Below are 17,569 nucleotides of genomic sequence, written 5' to 3'. Positions count from 1 at the left end.
CTCCGTTCTGTCTTTTATTACACCGTTGTGGAATGCAGTTCTTGATAATCCTCCGTTACGATGCGATTATGCTCGTCCAAAATGACGACATGCGGACGATACGTCCGGGCTACCGATTCCTCCATCATTGCATAAGAAATAATAATGACGCGGTCGCCCGGCTGCACCAGTCTGGCAGCAGCGCCGTTCAAGCAAACCATACCCGAGCCTCTTGGACCTGTTATGACATACGTCTCCAGCCTGGCTCCGTTATTTATATTGACAACTTGCACTTTTTCGTTCTCCAGGATGTCCGATGCATCCAAAATATCCTGATCGATGGTTATGCTTCCCACGTAATTCAAATTGGCCTCCGTCACGACAGCACGGTGAATTTTGGACTTATGCATCTCTCTAAACATGAATACACTCTCCTTGTGGAGTAGTCTTTGGAAAAATAAAACTTACTAACTTCTTTATAACGAACGTTATTTTCCAACTATTCTTTTTTAATGAACATTCAGAATGCAAACAAACCTACATTGTTTCTCTGTCTTAACGAAAAAGAACAATCTGGAGCAATCAAGCCGTTCAAAAAAGAAATTCTGCGGCAAATTTGTGCCAATGTGGCTGTTTCGTACGGAATAAGCAAGTTCATGCTTATGTGTGGGATCATGCTGAGCGGGTTATTTCATGCCATTGTGAGGGGATCATGTTGACTGGCAGCTCATGCTTTTTGTGTGGAATATTGCTGATTGGGCATGCTCATGCTATTGGAGAGAGAGTCATGCTAATTAGGCAGGTTAATACTTTGTGCGGTTCCAGTTGATTGAATATCTTGACAGCAGAAACAAAAAAACGTGGCTTGTACTTACATCGCAGCAGCTCATCATACAGGCAGTTCAGTACTGCGCAGGGGAGGAAATCATGCCGTGTAACCGGGTGTAGCGGTAATGGACTAAAGTGTTGCTGCGCAACAACTTTTCTCGAATCTCTTACAACCTACCCTTATAGTAGTGCTAAACCTTCACTTGTGATAGGGAGATAATCTTTCAACAGAGGGGTAAATTCTTTTACTTTTTTGAGCATTCCTACCATAAATTAAGAGGCCTATGAAAAAGTTCCTGATTCCACCTATACCCATAAAATAAAAAAGCCCGAACGATCAGGCTTTAATGCTTTATTGTTTGTTATGTTAGTTGCATCGTTGTGATACAAGTATTGTCATCTTTAAAAGTAGCGATTTCAGATTCTACTGTTTTGCCATCATACTCAATTTTCACTTGATATGTCCGATCTCGCGGTAACCATAGATCAATAAAACCATTCTTTAAAGAAGTAATGTTTTCATCCATCACCACATTACCTTCTTCATCCCGAATAAGCACATCGAAGTTTTTTTCTACTAATTCGCCTTGGCACCCCGTTAAATTGTGGATAGCACATTCATGTGTGTATTCAACAAACGGTGCAATCGAAACAAAAAATTCGTTCTCTGGAAGGTCAAAAGAAGTCTTTTTACCATTATCAGTCACAATTAGTTCATGTGATGTAATAGATGCAGTTACATCCTCAAAGGTACCAACACTATACGCATGGACTTTTTCTTTAATTTCCTGTATCCCCACTTCATTCGATACACTATTATCGTTGTTACAAGCTACTGACACAAGACTTAGTAATAAAACTGAAGCTATGAGCAAACCCTTTTTCATTATTCCACTCCCTTTTTCTTGTCATATTGAAAGGCCAAACTTTTTTGATTGTATCACATTTCTACTTAAGTAATCGGTGCTCAATTTCACACCATTTCCTCCACCTTATCCTAATAATAGATAGAGGCAGCACCCTCAAACTTTACTTTAAACACTTAAATTTGACGATTATATCCAATATTCCTTGAAATACACAATTTCCGGGTGTTACATTTAGATAGTTCAGTAGAGTCACTACTAAAAATGGAGAAGGGTGACAACATGGGCATGTACGGATATTACTTTGCTATTGATGACAAACTGGTGCAGCAAATCGCTACCGGCGAAATTGCATTGGAGAATTTGAAAATAGAGGATTATCCCGGACTGGATATTGATAGATCCTGGGAGGCGATTCACTACTTGCTTTGTGGAGATATAGTCGAAGGTGAGCCCCCTCTTAGCTATGTTGTTCCAATGACGACAGAGCAGGCTCATGGGTTTCCTCCCCTAACTTCATATGCTCACAATCAATTCGTGATTTTGTCCAGCTTTTCGTTTTCTTCCGCTCTAAGCATGAACTCCGCGTACGTTCACTATCATCACCCGCTTTTTCGCGGAATGGCGTTACATATATCTTGTGATCGTAATATTGGGATCTAGAGCTCAGCATGCCGTCTCCGTCTTGAGACAGAGACGAAAACCATTCTGTCGCCCGTCACTCCTTGGCAGAGCAATACGGTATCTTAATATTAACGCCTGCTCATTTACCGTTAAGTATACTTAGGCACCAGCTCAATCACAGCATTGATCAGTCAAAGAATACATACTCTCTCGGGGTTCATACACGTAGCAGCAAAACCATAGTACGAGCAGAAAGGGGCAAGAATGATGAGGCTGATCTATCAATTAGAGCATGTGAATAAAACGTACAAAAAAGGAAAGGTTATCGCCAATCAAAACATAAGCTTCGACGTTCAACAAGGGGAGATTCTCGGTTTGCTCGGTCCGAATGGAGCAGGAAAATCCACGCTAATCAAGCAGATGGTAGGCCACCTTGCTCCCACCTCAGGTTCGGTACGTTATAAAGGAACCAGCGTACAGACCCAAACCAAGCGAGTTGCTCAGGAGGTGGCCTACTACTCGCAAGAGCCTCACGCCCTGACCAGTTTAAAAACCTGGGAAGCTTTGTATTTTACGGGAAGATTGCGGGGGTTGACGAAGGAGTCCGCCGTAAACCAAACAGAGGAATTGTTGGAACGTTTTGGAATGCATGACCTCCGTCATAAGCTCTTGAAAAACGTTTCTGGCGGACAGAAGCGTTTAATCGGGATTGGTACTTGCTTGATCGGCTTTTCCCCCGTCATGATCCTGGATGAACCGACCAATGAACTGGACCCTAAAAAGAGAAGGCTCGTATGGGATCTGATTCAGGAACGCAATCGCCAAGGAGTAACCGTAATCTTGGTGACACACAACGTGCTGGAGGCCGAACAGGTCGTAGACAGAGTAGCTGTTGTAAATCACGGCAAGCTATTGGCCATCGATCATGTCAGTGTCTTAAAACAAAGGGTCGATCAGCGGATGAAGCTGGAAATTACGACTTCCTTAGGCGAGAGCGATTATGTTTGCCGAAGCTTAAGCGCGCTGGGACAGTGGACCAAAACAGGAGAAAACCGAATCCGGACACTGATTGAGAAGCAAGATGCCAGCCACGCGATTGACGTCTTGACTGAGCAGCAGTTACCAATCGAAGAGTATTCATTGGTCCCGCCGAATCTTGAGGATGTCTATTTCCATATCGATGACGAACAGGATCAGCCTGCCAAAACGGAGGTGGTCTAACATGGAACAGATGAAACCATCCATGCAAAGTCATGACTTGCAACTGCAAGAAGCGGTCTTTCTCCAAGGGCACCAGCAGCAGAGCATAATCCAACGCAGAATGACGGAATGGCTGATCCTGGCCCGCATTCAATTCACGATTATCCGCGAGGCATGGGTTTGGATTTTCATCATGGCATGCATGTTTCCTTTAACGACGCTGTTGTTTCTCAAATTCTTTACGGTCGACCCAACGCCGGCTGTCATGACCCGTATTATTACAGGAAATATGCTCTTCGGCTTAATCGTCATGGGCCTCAATTCCATGGCTCAGGAGATATCTTGGCAGAAGCATCAAGGCCACTTCACGTACTATTCGTCCCTGCCGATTGCCAAGGTAAACTTCATCTTCGCCAATCTGCTGCGCGGCTTGATCATGTGCGTACCGTCTTTTATTATCCTGGCGATGATTGGTCAACTTGCTTACGGCATTCAATTCCACTACAGCTGGGGACTTGTCCCTGTATTGCTGCTCACCGTCTTTAGCGTGGTTGGCGCGGGTGTACTGATCGGCTTCTGGTCGCCTAGCCATCAATTGACGAATATGCTGGTCCAGGCGTTGATGATGTTCATCTCGTTTTTGACGCCTGTCATGGTGGATATGGATCAATTGCCTGTGATCTTGCAATGGTTCTCTTATATCTTCCCAACCACTTACGCAGCTGAGGCCATGCGGGAGGTGCTGATATCGGGTTGGTCCGGGTCTGTCGCTTGGAACTCGCTTGTACTCTTGTTTTTCTCGCTGGTCTCCATCGTATTGATCTTGAAAAAGGTAGATTGGCGTGTTGAGAAGTAGAGAAAAGTTCTGTCCCTATGCCTCGATTATTCAATGGAAGGTTACCCTTCCCCTCCTTATCCGCTTTAGTGCGCAGTTCATTTTTCCCGAAAAAACGAGAAGGCAACTGATCACATTGATCGGCTGCCTTCTTATTTTGATTAAGCTATCGTTCCCCGTTAGCTTAATCATTAATAACTAATAATGGTTTCTTCATTCCAAAATTCTTTTACCTCGTCTAGTATTTGAGCAGCAGGTGTTATTGTGGCCTCGAAAATCGTTCTTCCTGTTTTTCTTAAATAATATTGGATTAAATGATATCCGCAAGCGTATCCGGCACTATAAGGCATGTTAACCGGTTTAAAGTTTTGAAGTTTTGCAATCTCGTCACCGTAAAGATACGGAGCAAATTGATCAAACCCAGTTAATTGCAATTGCTCTCTAAGCACAGGCTTTATGCGCCTGTTCAGTGTTTCTGCATTTGTTTTCGTTACCCAAGGGCCGAGCAATTCTTCTCCAAACATGAACGTAGCATAGTTTTCAGCTAATCCTTCACTTACAATCAGCTCGCCCAGATTAACCGTGTGATCCCACTGAATAAATTGATATCGCACATTATGGTTGCATTCGTGCGCCAGCGCAGCCTTCATTCGAGGAATCGTGTACTCATTTGGCAAGAGTGTAACCCAGATAAACCCAGGAATGCCCCCAAAGCCGCTATATCCTTCGTTTATTGCTAAGGCACCGTTTTCCGGATTCCCTAGTTGAATGGTAAACAAATAATCGGACACGGGGAGGTTAATTTCATGCTCTACAAATAGATGCAGGCTTTTCTTCACAGCATGCTCACACTCTAACCAAAATGATTCGGACGAAATCAGCTCGATCTCTGCCGAAATCTGAGGGGTAATCTGATCAGGGGATCGATGCATCATACTATTAAACGTAATAACGTCAAAACCATTCGCCTCTTCAGCTTTAAAAGGAATCTGTTGAATTTGCCATTGTTTCATAAAGGGAGCCATCATTTCGTTTCTGAATAATTCAAGCTTTTCCTCGGGTGAAGCTTGGGCAACTTTTTGATAAATATGATCTGAACGCAGTGATTTTATATTCATTTCTCTCACTCCTAGTTATGTATTCATAGAGAACTATGCACTATGACCTAACGTCATAGTCAAGAACTTATTATCTTCTAACATGAATCCAACCACAGTCCTGAGCGTGGACGATTTATTGAATAATACACAAACATTATATTTGAAAAGAAGACAACGATGATATGTCGACTATAGATATATTCATTTATTATCTCTTCCTAAAAACTATCATGTCATCGATTCAGACAATTCTCATAGATTGCTGAATTCACAATATGCAAAAAAAGCGCCGCCAGCGCGAACCTTTATGGTCCGGCTGGTCAACGCTTTCTTGATCTGCCTCCCGCAGTCATCCAGGCGGCAATCCGGCGGTCTCAACCGCATACATATTTATTCAACAATCAAGGTCCCCTTCATATCGCTGTGACCGGCTCCGCACATGACGGAGCAGTGGAATTCATGCTCACCAACTTGATCGGCGGTAAATTCGGTCGAGCCAGGCTGCTGTAGGTCAACGTTGAAATCGGGAATGGCCAGGCCGTGATTTCCATCTTTGTTCTCCAGCGTAATTTTGACTTTTTCGCCCTTTTTGACTTTAATCTCGGTAGGCTCGAACTTAAAGTTTGACGCCGTCACCTTAATTTCTTTTACACCATCCGATCCGTCTGAAGACGAGGACTCGTCCGACGAGCTGCCGCCGCCTCCGCATGCGCTCAGCACCACAACCAGCAGCAAGGTAAGTCCAATCAACATCCATTTTTTCATGTCAAATCCCTCCAGATAAAATAATTAAGTTGCCATCTTCGAACCAAACAAACCATTCCTAGTGATCTTCCTGGCGGCGCCCCGCGTCCTGCTTCTCTTCGTCCTCTTCCGTCAGATGACGAGCGGAGTTGCGGAATTCGTGAAGTGTCGCTCCCACCGCCCTGCCAAGCTGAGGCAGCTTGGACGGTCCGAACAGCAGCAGGGCGAGCAGCAGCAACAGCAGCAGCCCCGGTATTCCAATCGTCGAAAGCATAGCCGATCCCTCCCTTCCCATGAAGTCTCATGAAGTAGCATGTTAATCGCATAAGCATGGAAGGACTTGCCCGTTCAGACAAGCATGTCTCCCTGTTTCAAATATTTCTGGATCCCTTCCGCCGCCCTGTAGGAGAGCGCGCCGACGGTATCGGTCGGATTGTATCCACTATTATGCGGGAATGCCGAAGCACCCACCACAAACACATTTTCCGCTTCCCACATCTGCAGGTAACTGTTCACGGCCGACGTTTCCGGGTCCGCTCCCATAATGACGCCTCCGGTATTGTGGGTGGACTGGTAAGGAACGATATTATACGGGTCCAGCTTGTCCTTGATCTCCACATGGGAAGGCCCCATTTCCTTCATAACCTCGCCCGCCTTGGCTGCCAGAAACTTCGTCAGCTCTCGGTCCTGATCTTCGAAATCAAACGTAATCCGCAGCAGCGGTTTGCCGTAAATGTCCTTATAAGTCGGATCCAGATCCAGGTAATGGTGCTTCCAGGGCAGGCTAGCCCCTTGCGTCGCCACAGTCAGCACCCGGTTGGCATACTTTAGTGTGGTCTCCTTCCACTTCTTGCCCCAGGTCGGCGTACCCTGCGGCGCCGGATTGTTCTCGATCGGACGTAGGCCGTTCTGGCTGATCCGGATTCCAGCCCCGTGCAGAAACTTCAAATCGGAATGGTCGAAATTATCCCCGTTGAAGTCGTCGAACTCCATCCCGAGCGCCCCGGCGCCCATGAACGTGCTGAACTCTTCGTCATCGTAAAAGCCGACCGCATGTCCGGAGTTGACCTGATACGCATAATTTCGGCCGATGGTCCCCCGTCCGGTCTTCCGGTTGTAAGGCGTCCCGAGCTTGGAGTTCAACAGCAGGCGCGCATTGTTCAGCATGAAGCTGCCGAGAACGACCACGTCCGCCGGCTGGGTCACCTCTTCCCCGGTCACTGTGTTGATGTACACCACGCCGGTCGCTTTTTTGCCGTCATGGAGAATTTCGGTCACGTTCGAGAAGGTGCGCACCTCCAGCTTGCCGGTGGCCATCGCCGTCGGAATGACGGTAACGACAGGATCCGCCTTGGCACCGTACTCGCAGCCGAACCGCTCACAAAATCCGCAGTACTGGCAGGCTGCCCGGGATATGCCGTCGGGATTTTTGTAGTTCTCGCTCAGGTTTGCCGAAGGGATCATGTACGGATGGTATCCGAGTTTCTTCGACGCCTCTTCGAACCGCTGCAAAATCGGCGTTTTCTTCATCGGCGGGGTCGGAAACGGATGGGACCGTTTGCCAAGCATCGGATTGGCTTCCGATTCCCCCGAAATGCCGGCTACCTGCTCAAACTTGTCGTAGTACGGTTCGATTTCGTCATAAGTGATTCCCCAGTCCTGCAGCTGCATGCCCGTGGGAATTTTGCCTTTTCCATACCGATCGACCGTCTGGCTGTAGATTTCAAAGTCATACGGCAGGAAGCGGTGCGTCTGCCCGTTCCAGTGCGATCCGGCACCGCCGAGCCCGTCTCCCAGCAGAAAGGAGCCATAGCTGCGCATCGGCAGCGCCCTCATTGACTCCGAATTGCGGAAGGTGATCGTTTCCTTGGATAGATCCTGCATTAGTTCAAAACGCCGCGCGTACCGGAGCTCGTCATGATCCATGAAATAATCCTCTGTGCTTCGGCTCTTTCCGCGCTCCAATCCGACTACCTGGATGCCCGCTTTGGTCAGTTCGGCCGCAATAATGCCGCCGACCCAACCCATTCCAACAATAACCACTGGTACTTTAGGTAATTTGCCCACGTCTGATGTCCCCTTATATCTGTGAAATTTATTCGCTCATGTGAGCCTGCAGGCTCTTCGGCTTCATCTGAACCAGCCCTTCCTTCGTAATCTGCTGGGCATAACTCATCTGGTTGCCCGGAAAATTCCGCATCTTCCACCCGTTCATATTCCGGTTGCCGCCATAGAGCGGATCCGCGTAGACCCCTTCGATCGTCAAATTTCTCAGCATCTTGAAGAAACTGCTGCTCGTCACCCCGCGCATGGGAAATTTATCCTCCTTTTCCATGACGGTCAGCACTTCATCCTGCTGCTGAGCCTCAAGTTCCGTAAAAACCTTTTTATACTTTTGCTGGCAGTAACTCTTAAGTCCCTCCAGACCCAACGTGAACATTTCGTTGCGTTTCAGGCGCGACTGCTCTCCCTGCGTTGCCTGGGCTTGGACGAAAGGACCCATCATATAGTCCCGCGCATTATATCCCCAAGGACCTGCAAGCTGATGATCAATAAAAAAGGCTACGCCCAGCGCCTTGGCTCCAGGACCGTTCTCATCTTCGGGATAAATCCGTTCGACCGCCGCTTCGGTCATTTTAAACTGCTCCTGATTAAAGAACATTAGCGCATCCTGCAACGAAGCTTCCGGCTTGCTGCTGGCCGGTGCGGGGGAGTTGTTTTTCTCAAGATTGTCCGTCAGGACACCCCCGAACACGCTGCCAACGATCAGACCGCCCAGCTCTTTCATAAAGGAACGACGCACGCAGCCAGCCCTATTTACGTCTATGATAAGAATAGAGCGCCTTGTTGCCTGCTTTTTTGGAAACAAAAAAGAGCCCCCCGGTTTTCTACCGGAGGGCTGACATGACCACTGATTCAACCATGTGGTAACATCGCAATATTCAAAATGTTGCAATTGTATTTTAGTGTAAGCGGCTCTTTGCTGGTCGTAGAGCCCACGAAAAGATATTTAGTGCAGCATATGAAAGCGGAAGGATAAGATTAAAACCGTAATCACCATAATCGTTAGCAAATGCATGAGACAATGCCGCACCCGTCATCAAAAAGAAGATTCCTGCGTGAACCCATTCTTTAAGTCGAGGTAAACCTGGCACGACGAGAGTGATGGCTCCAAGCACTTTCCATATCCCGAGAATAGTCAATATGTATAATGGGTAGCCCAGATTCGTAACTAAATCGAGGTTGCCTCCAAATTGCATCAGTTGTCCGATACCACTTAGCATAATAGCTGCTGCGAGTAGTAATGTGACTGACCAATAAGCAACCATTTTTCCGTGGGGCTGGGTATTTACTTTCATGGTCGTTTCCACACCGATCATCTTACTCATTTGTTTCCCTCCTCATTTCTATTAATTACAAAAACGAGTCCCGTTCCAATTCCTAAAACGATAAAGCTGTCTTTTTCCTCTAGCGTATAATTTGCCATATTCAATCCCTTCCTTTTCTTAGAGTTTTCAATGATTTGTCATTTCGCTTGATGGGTAAATAATAACTTTAAATTATGTCAAAAAATGATACTGTTTTAGGGGAATCTTATCAGCAAATTTAAAAACCAGAAAAACGCTGCTTGAAAGCGGCTATTCATATAGCGTGATGACCTTAGTTAAGTTTCGGTGTACCCCATTTGCTTTAAAAGAAAAGTATGAATTGATAATTGATACTTAGCTTCGGATTTTAAATGAGAGTCCTTATGGGCATACTAGATATACGATAAACGTAAGGGGAAGAATGCAAATGGCAAAGGTGAAAAAGCAGTTTGCACGATTGGGGAATTTAAAACTCATCTCAACATTATATCGCATGAAAATTGTGAAGATCTTGATTCCTATGATCATCCTCGGAATGATTGTTTGGGCGGGAAAGTCTGAGCTGGGCCGGATTGACTGGGCTACCACGCTGGATATCCTTAAGCATCTCGACCTTACACGAATCTTCCTTCTATTGTCTCTATCCCTAGTCGCAGTCGCATCGGTTAGCGTCTATGAGTTTTTGCTTCGGCATCATTTCAAGCTTCCTCTCGGGATTTGGGCGACTTTCCGCTATGCATGGATTGCTAACACGTCAAACAATGTTATAGGATTTGCCGGGATCGTTGGTGCCGCGCTTCGTACCTTCCTATACCGAGGGCGAGGAGTTTCGATACCAACCATAACAGCTTGTATTGCCTTTCTGGCTACTATTACAATTACGGGAGTTTCGCTGCTGGCTTGGGGGGATTTGACCGGGCTGTTTCCGATCGATGCGGTGATTCAATCTCATCGCTGGACCTTGTATGCTGTCTGGGCGATCGCGCTTTATCTGCCGGGGTACCTGCTCTTTCAGCGGACTCCCTTCTATAGCAAATGGCTGAACCGCAATCTGCCCCAGATGAATCTGTCCATAATCGTTGCAGCTGTAGGTGTCTCTGTCGTGGAGTGGCTATTAGCAGGCGTTGCCTTCTGGGCGATTGCGGCGACTCTACTTCCGGAATTTCCTCTTCGAACGGCATTAGGCATTTATACCGTCGCCGTAGCGACTGGTCTTGTCAGTATGACACCTGGCGGCATTGGCGGTTTTGATCTCATTACCCTGCTTGGTCTTCAGGCCCTTGGATACCCTCCTGAAACAAACGCTGCGGTTCTTGTATTATTTCGTTTGATGTACTATTTGATCCCTTGGCTCATTGGACTGGTAATGGGAGGCATTGAGTTTGCACTAGGTCGATACCGTACCCAGTTTGATGTATAAACTTCCGGAAATACTGGTTACCCGCCGTCAAGGATATGACACCGTATCAGCCAAATAATATCTCAATGAGGTACCGTTCTTACTTCTGCATTGCCCTAATCCAATAATGTTACTTGTGATAGGGGTCTCCACCTGACTGTAGCTGTAAAATTTTAGGGCCATCCTTTTGTGGGATGGCCCTCTCTTTTTTCTCACTTGGTTCGTATTGCTTATCAGTAAAATCAATGTTTATCGTTAGTACGACGAGTCTCCTTACTCTTCTGCCTTTCCCATACTTTCATAGTTACTTGCTGATGGTCTTTACTGCGTAAATAAGTAGCTTTATCATCAACAAACGCAGCTTCCTTTTTAAGAGTTAGATAACTTTCCCACCGTTCATAGGCAAGGTTTCCGTCCTCAATCGCCATTTTTATCGCACAACCAGGCTCGCTTTGGTGCTTACAATCTGAAAATTTGCATCGTCCTAAAAACTGTTTTACATCAGAAAAACTCTCTCTCAAGCCTTCAGAAACATTCCACATACCAAGCTCACGCATGCCAGGGGTATCAATAACCATCACGCCGCTGTCCAATCTAATCAGCTGACGATGCGTGGTGGTGTGTCTTCCTTTGCTATCATCTTCTCGAATTTCTTTGACAGACATCACCTTCTGGCCTGCCAAAGCATTGACAAGACTGGATTTTCCCGCACCCGACGATCCGAGAAAAACAACGGTCTTTCCTTTTTTAAAATAGTCTGCAAGTCCGTCAATGCCATAGCCCGTTTTTGCACTGATCGCGTGAACATCCACGCCAATCGCAATTTGTTTGACTGAAGTAAGTTGTGCAGAGTAGTCTTCTATTAAATCTGATTTCGTCAGCACCACAACAGGTACTGCGCCCGACTGCCATGATAGAGTTAAATAGCGTTCTAATCGCTTTAGATTCAAATCGTGATTAAGGGATTGCATGATGAATACATAGTCGAAATTAGCAGCAACCGTCTGCTCTTTAATGGTTTTGACATACTCAGACCCATGACCGGATAAATCATTTCTCGCAAATTTGGATTTGCGTTTTAACGTTTTTATAATAAGGCTTTCACCCTCTGTGTTGTATTGAATTTCTACAAAGTCACCAGTAGTGGGGAATTCCTCAGTACAGTTGTTGAAATAAACACTCGATTTTAGTTTTGCGGTGCATTCACCATACTCGGTAACAAGGCTGTAGCTCCCTTTATGCACAGCGGTAACTCTTGCATAAGTCCCCTCTATGTCTATTGAATAATTTTGCGGTAGAAAGCCATAGTCTGTTAGATTCATGATACCTCCAATTCTCATTGTTCATTCCTTATCTCAAAGATTTTTTGCAGGGTATGAATGTGCAGCGTTCTTTCATCCTCCGTTTCTTGAAGTTTGTTTCCCGATCCTGCGTCCATATACCACTCAACAAGCCTGTATCCGAACATAAGTAGAATCAACTCATAAACGCAGTTATCCGTTATGTGTGAAATATCCGCATATTCCGAAAAGCCCTTGTAATACGCCGGGATACATCTATGGTAGTATTCAACCATGTTTTCAATATCGGCTTCGTCCGCGATAAGACTTGCCATATCTTCACCTAAATAGCCCCACCCTGTGGTATCCCAGTCGATGAGTATGGTTTTACCGTCTGAATAGAATATGTTTGTTACCCAAAAATCCCTGTGACACAGCACGATGGGCAGCTTTTCTATACGGTTGAAAATTTCGTCTGCGTTTTCATCAATGTCGATGAGCATGTTACATAGGTGTTTCGGGATTTCGCAATCGTCGGAGCGTATGTAATCGTACACTTTATTCCATGACCGGTAGCGAAGATAGAAGTTCTTCATATAATCCACTTTGCTCAGGTTTTTCAAGTTCTGTAAAATGATTGGCTGTTCAGTATATAACTTGCCTTGGAACCGCCCTAATTCTTCGGCTACGCGTTCATACATATCGCCAGTCAAATCTAAACCCGATATGCCGTCGATATATTCCATCCATATCTGCGTTTCGTTTTCTTCTTCGTTCATTTCGATGTGATAGCACTCAGGCCAACGAAATGATTCAGAAAACAGAGCGCCGAAATTGGATTTATAAAAATCATATTCCCTGCGCCAGGAATCGGGATCGTCGTAACGTTCAAATTTTTTCTGCGTTTTTAAAACGATTTTATAGGGCAACGTCCCGCCGTCAGTGGTTTTGGCATTGCCTGTTACAAGCTGGACATTCCCCACTGTACCACCATGTAATGGTTTGGTTTGGAAATCGGTGGAGATTATTGGTGTACCGAGCATTTTACTTATGATCGGTGTCAACGTTTCGGCTGTTATTTCGCACATTATGAAGTCCTCCAATCGTTTTTTTACAAGGTGAATGGTTAAGGTAAACACCCCTGTCGATTTGTCCGTTATACAGTTTCTGATTTGCTTGTGCCATACATAATCATCATATTGGAAAAGAAGACAACGATGAAAGGTGGATTATAGATATATTCATTTATTACCTCTTCCTACCAGTTAGCTTAATGAAATCGCGATTGGAAAATGATTAGATCCATCAAACCGGCAAAACAAAAAAGCCGCTAAATTAGCGACTTTCAATGTCTATATGTTCTTGTCATCGGACACAAGATTTGTTTTATGATGGTACAATGTAAATCATACAAATGAAGGGGCTGATTTTATATTTCACGTCCTTATTCCTAATCAAAATAAACGGTTTTGCCTGTATCTGCGGATATATACACGGCTTCTAATATTTGTGAAACAATCATAGCTTCCCTCGGTTTAACCAAGGGTTCGGTATCGTTCACGATACTGTGAATCCATTGTTTAGCTTCATACTCGAAATCGGTCATTTCATCTCCCCTGAACAGTTCTCTTGCATTCGGATTCACCTCAATTTTATTCAGGAACAAGCTCCCGTCCCTCTCGCCATTGATTCGCAGTTCATTTTTAGCAAAATCCGCTCCCCCCTTCGTTCCGCAAAGCAGGTTGCCACCACCTTCCGCAATGTTAAGGGCCCAACTTGTTTCAATGATGACCGTAGCTCCGTTTTTAAATTTCACATACCCGAACGCCGAATCTTCTACCTCGAATTCGTTGGGATCCCAGGCTCCCCATTCGTTCGCGGCATTTTCGGTATGCTTCAGTTTATGGAAGACACTGCCGACGACACTCTCCGGTTCATAGTTATCCATCAACCATAGGACCAGATCAAGGGAGTGGGTTCCAATATCGATCATAGGACCGCCCCCTTGTTTCTCTTTATCTAGAAACACGCCCCATGTAGGTACGCCTCGTCTTCGGGTAGCGACAGCTTTTGCAAAATAGATATCTCCAAGTTCCCCATCGGCGATCATCTTTTTTAACAGCTGGCTTTTGGCGTTGGAACGATTCTGGTACCCGACGGTTAGTTTCTTGCCTGTTCGCGAGTGGGCTTCGTACATCGCTTTGGCCTCCGCACCTGTGACGGCCATTGGTTTTTCGCACATGACATGTTTGCCGCATTCAAGAGCATCAATAGAAATCGTCGCGTGGGAGCTGTTCGGTGTTAGCACATGTACGACCTCAATCTCCTCCATAGCAAGCAGATCCTTGTAATTGGTAAACACCTTAGCGCCTTGCGTGCCGTATTTTTCCGCGGCTTCCTCGGCTCTTTCCGGCTTCAAGTCGCAGAAGGCCACCATCTGTACGTTATCTAACTTGGACAAACACGGCATATGTTTGCCGTTCGCAATCATTCCGCAACCGATGATCCCTACTTTTACGGTTCTCATCGCATTCCCTCCCCCGCGTTATTTAAACTCTACCGTTCGGTTTTCCTTATGCGCGATGTAAGCCGCTTCCAATAGCTCCGTCAATTTCGTCCCGTCCTCCAATCCAAAGGGCATTGGCTTGTCATGAATCAATGCATCTGCCCATTGGATAATCGGAAGCGGCTGCTCTTTAGGGAGTTGATTGGGTGAAATCCATCCGGAAAAAGGTAAATCGAGGTTCTTCGAGATGACTCTAACGGTATCATCTGAGATCATCAGGGTGCCCTCCGTACCGTAAATCTCAAGGGCAGAAGGAGTTTTGTAGGTAACAAGGCTTGTTTCGACCAGTGCGACCGCGTTGTTTACGAACTCAATGGAGCACTGCGCATTATCTTCCACTGCACGATGGGTGAAATAATGAAACATGGAGGTGATTCGTTTGGGCTGACCCAACATCCAACTGGCTAAGTACATCGGATGACATCCCAAATCCATCATCGCTCCACCGCCGGTTTGCTTCTCATCGTACCAGTATTCCGGAAGCCAATTGTTCAATGCGCCGTCGTGGCCGTTCCGGATGCGCAAAAGCGTGACGTCCCCTAATACATGGTCATCGATCAGCTGCTTCGCAAACAATTGGTGAGGCCTTGTGCGAGCGGGAAATGAAATGCAGAACTTGACGCCTGCTTTGCGTACCGCTGCAGAAATAAGGTCGCATTCTGCTACGGTAAGAGCCATGGCTTTCTCGGTAAAGATGTGTTTGCCGGCCTCAGCAGCTGCTACCATGACGTCTGCATGCATGCTTGTAGGGGCATCCACCACGACGCCATCGATGTCTTCCCGCTCTAGCAGCGTGTCCAAATCCGCTTCAAAATCCGTTCCCAATTGGGCAGCCCATTCGCTTCCGCGTTCAGGCTGCTCGTCCCAGACTGCTGTGAGTTTAACGTTACCGTGAGATTGTAACCTTCTTGCGTAATCATCTGCATGTACATGCCACTTACTTAACATCGCAACGTTCAACATTCGTCTTCCCTCCGTATTCTTTTAATCAAAGTGATCTGGGATGGCAGTGACACCATCCCATGGATAAACTTCCTTCACTTAGAACCCTACATCATCTCGTTCTGCAGCTTTTTGAGCCACAAACTCCGCCATTTCTTCCACGCCGGCAGCTCTAAATTTTTCTTGAACACTATGAAGCATATCTAGAGCTTCTTGATCTGACGCCGCAAAATACGCTCTCTTAAATTCCTCATCGAAATTCAAACTGCTGGTTTTGCTTATAAATTCCTGATATTTGGGCCACTCTCTTGCAAGGTAGTTGGCGCTTACTTTGTCTATAATTTTGATAGGCATTTTTGCTGAGAGACTCTCCTCCAACTTTTTCCACTTCGTTTTTTGATCCTCGGGCATAGGCCAAGTAATATCATTGGAGAATGCCCCGATGAATCTTCCTGGAAGATAATTGAGCCCTGCGTCTCTTTTCAGATCCGGGTTATCATCGAATTGTTTTTTCACATCAGGAATCCACCGGGGTAACCCGTTTTCCATGGTGTAGTGCGTTCCTTCGATCCCGAAATAAGCAAGCAATCGGCCTTCTTCGCTGTTGACATAATCAATGTAACGTAATGCCGCATCAGGATCTTTGATGTTCGCGCTTAAGAATAGGGCAGGGAAACCGGAACGGCCGGGTTTTTCCACTTGCGTTCGAATGTCTCCTCTCTTATTCTTCATAGGCCCGAGTAGTTCATATTGCATTTCCGGATTCGTCTTATAAAGCGTTTTTTGTAAATCATCTAACATCGGCTGGGCTCCAAATACGGCAAGTTTACCCGTCGTAAGCTTTTCATTCGCTGTTGTACTCGTATTGTTAAAGGCTTCAAGATCAAATAAACCTTCCGTTAATAACTTCCTCATGTATAACAACTTAGCTTCATGGTCCTTGGATTGCGTCCAGTGAATCAGTTTTCCATCCACTTGATGGAAGTCCGAAATCGTGTAATCCGACCACCCGGCAAGGAATTGGCCGGAATCCCATCCATTCCACATCGTTCCGGCCGGGATGACCGGTTTCCCGCCAATATCCTTAAAACCTCCATCTCTGATCTTGACCAATAGATCATATAGTTCTTCTTGCGTATCAATATCCTCCGCTTTTACATTTAAAGCTTTCAGGATATCCCCCCTGGCAAAAAGACCGTAATTCCAATTATGAATGCTCTCAGGGGTGCCGTCCGGGGTCTCCGTAGGAATGAGATAAGTCTTGCCTTCAAAATCGGGACTATTGAGATCGAACTCGGCAAAATCCTTTGCAATCCCGGTAGTCACAAGTCTCTTAATATTCGGGTATTTATCGAGATATGGTGTTAAATCCAGAAGCTGTCCTTCCATGGCCGCTTTCTTGATGACTTGTCCTTCTCCTCCTGTAGTCGACCAGAATGGTGCGTTAACAATATCCGGAACCGTACCGGAAGCAAATATGGTGTTTAGTTTTTCTACTTCGCTTGTTGTGATGGATTCCAGTTTTAACGTTACTCCGGTTTTCTCCCTAATTTTTTGGGCTACAGGATTATTCTTCTGATCCTGCGGGAAACCGGCTCCGCCACCGTTCCAAGCACTGAGAAAAGTCAAGGTTACCGGTTTTATTTCTTCACTACCTTGCTCCTTCGGACCTGTGTCAACCGTGCCTGCATCTTCCCCTCCGCCTTTTCCCGTGCATGCCGTCATGGTCACTAAAAGCAGTAAAGCGATTAGTGTCATAACAAGAACACTCCTACGCTTGTTCCTCCTCATACTACAATCCCCTTCCACTGGAAGTTTTTATATAAAAGGCTTTACCT

General features: G+C 45.9%; 17 protein-coding genes. 4 read left to right on the top strand and 13 right to left on the bottom strand.

The genetic code is table 11. The annotated features are described in order from the left end of the window. Nucleotides 1-17: 17 nt before the first annotated feature. Nucleotides 18-401, bottom strand: coding sequence for an aspartate 1-decarboxylase (panD, locus tag AB4124_RS17370; RefSeq protein WP_339264943.1), 384 nt, complete (start codon nt 399-401; stop codon nt 18-20). Between the two features lie 768 nt (nt 402-1,169). Further along, complete coding sequence (locus tag AB4124_RS17365; RefSeq protein WP_379406139.1) at nt 1,170-1,694, bottom strand: CueP family metal-binding protein; 525 nt, start codon at nt 1,692-1,694, stop codon at nt 1,170-1,172. A 261-nt stretch (nt 1,695-1,955) separates the two neighbouring features. Between AB4124_RS17365 and AB4124_RS17360 the strand changes: the two genes are divergently transcribed. The 3 genes from AB4124_RS17360 (at nt 1,956) to AB4124_RS17350 (ending at nt 4,353) form a co-directional block, all read left to right on the top strand. Beyond that, nucleotides 1,956-2,336 carry a DUF1877 family protein gene (locus AB4124_RS17360; protein ID WP_441973643.1) on the top strand — a complete coding sequence of 127 codons (381 nt, stop codon included), beginning with the start codon at nt 1,956-1,958 and terminating at the stop codon, nt 2,334-2,336. 225 nt (nt 2,337-2,561) lie between these two features. Next, a complete protein-coding gene (locus tag AB4124_RS17355; protein ID WP_441973642.1) occupies nt 2,562-3,518 on the top strand; it encodes an ABC transporter ATP-binding protein in 957 nt (318 codons plus the stop codon). Between the two features lies 1 nt (nt 3,519). Continuing rightward, complete coding sequence (locus AB4124_RS17350) at nt 3,520-4,353, top strand: ABC transporter permease (RefSeq protein ID WP_441973641.1); 834 nt, start codon at nt 3,520-3,522, stop codon at nt 4,351-4,353. A 170-nt stretch (nt 4,354-4,523) separates the two neighbouring features. Here the strand turns inward: AB4124_RS17350 and AB4124_RS17345 are convergent, their stop codons facing one another. From AB4124_RS17345 to AB4124_RS17320, 6 genes are all read right to left on the bottom strand, one after another. Further along, nucleotides 4,524-5,450, bottom strand: coding sequence for a DUF2268 domain-containing protein (locus AB4124_RS17345; protein ID WP_441973640.1), 927 nt, complete (start codon nt 5,448-5,450; stop codon nt 4,524-4,526). A gap of 372 nt (nt 5,451-5,822) precedes the next feature. Further along, complete coding sequence (locus AB4124_RS17340) at nt 5,823-6,197, bottom strand: cupredoxin domain-containing protein (RefSeq protein ID WP_441973639.1); 375 nt, start codon at nt 6,195-6,197, stop codon at nt 5,823-5,825. 58 nt (nt 6,198-6,255) lie between these two features. Then, nucleotides 6,256-6,450 carry a twin-arginine translocase TatA/TatE family subunit gene (gene tatA, locus AB4124_RS17335; RefSeq protein ID WP_339264954.1) on the bottom strand — a complete coding sequence of 65 codons (195 nt, stop codon included), beginning with the start codon at nt 6,448-6,450 and terminating at the stop codon, nt 6,256-6,258. A 74-nt stretch (nt 6,451-6,524) separates the two neighbouring features. After that, entirely contained in the window at nt 6,525-8,204 is a 1,680-nt protein-coding gene (locus AB4124_RS17330; RefSeq protein ID WP_441973824.1) for a GMC family oxidoreductase, read from the bottom strand. Nucleotides 8,205-8,271: 67 nt separating this feature from the next. Beyond that, nucleotides 8,272-9,045: a gluconate 2-dehydrogenase subunit 3 family protein gene (locus AB4124_RS17325; protein ID WP_441973638.1), complete on the bottom strand. Its 774-nt coding sequence runs from the start codon at nt 9,043-9,045 to the stop codon at nt 8,272-8,274. A 94-nt stretch (nt 9,046-9,139) separates the two neighbouring features. Beyond that, nucleotides 9,140-9,565 (bottom strand): DoxX family protein, encoded by a 426-nt coding sequence (locus AB4124_RS17320; protein ID WP_076321417.1) that lies wholly within the window; start codon nt 9,563-9,565, stop codon nt 9,140-9,142. A 406-nt stretch (nt 9,566-9,971) separates the two neighbouring features. Between AB4124_RS17320 and AB4124_RS17315 the strand changes: the two genes are divergently transcribed. Continuing rightward, on the top strand, nt 9,972-10,964 hold the full coding sequence (locus AB4124_RS17315; protein WP_441973637.1) for a lysylphosphatidylglycerol synthase domain-containing protein: 993 nt from the start codon (nt 9,972-9,974) through the stop codon (nt 10,962-10,964). 221 nt (nt 10,965-11,185) lie between these two features. Here AB4124_RS17315 and rsgA read toward each other — a convergent pair whose 3' ends face one another. The 5 genes from rsgA to AB4124_RS17290 form a co-directional block, all read right to left on the bottom strand. Continuing rightward, entirely contained in the window at nt 11,186-12,265 is a 1,080-nt protein-coding gene (gene rsgA / locus AB4124_RS17310) for a ribosome small subunit-dependent GTPase A (protein ID WP_441973636.1), read from the bottom strand. 14 nt (nt 12,266-12,279) lie between these two features. Then, the gene (locus AB4124_RS17305; protein ID WP_441973635.1) at nt 12,280-13,311 is read right to left on the bottom strand and encodes an aminoglycoside phosphotransferase family protein; all 1,032 of its coding nucleotides are present in this window, start codon (nt 13,309-13,311) and stop codon (nt 12,280-12,282) included. Nucleotides 13,312-13,673: 362 nt separating this feature from the next. Beyond that, a complete protein-coding gene (locus AB4124_RS17300; protein ID WP_441973634.1) occupies nt 13,674-14,750 on the bottom strand; it encodes a Gfo/Idh/MocA family protein in 1,077 nt (358 codons plus the stop codon). 18 nt (nt 14,751-14,768) lie between these two features. Continuing rightward, on the bottom strand, nt 14,769-15,752 hold the full coding sequence (locus AB4124_RS17295) for a Gfo/Idh/MocA family protein (protein ID WP_441973633.1): 984 nt from the start codon (nt 15,750-15,752) through the stop codon (nt 14,769-14,771). A 78-nt stretch (nt 15,753-15,830) separates the two neighbouring features. Beyond that, nucleotides 15,831-17,489 (bottom strand): extracellular solute-binding protein, encoded by a 1,659-nt coding sequence (locus AB4124_RS17290; protein ID WP_441973632.1) that lies wholly within the window; start codon nt 17,487-17,489, stop codon nt 15,831-15,833. Nucleotides 17,490-17,569 lie beyond the last annotated feature (80 nt).

Source organism: Paenibacillus sp. 2KB_20 (assembly GCF_052115765.1).
Classification (GTDB): Bacteria; Bacillota; Bacilli; order Paenibacillales; family Paenibacillaceae; genus Paenibacillus_AQ.
The sequence above is the reverse complement of the archived record's forward strand: the minus strand, read 5'-3'. Positions and strand labels throughout refer to the sequence as shown.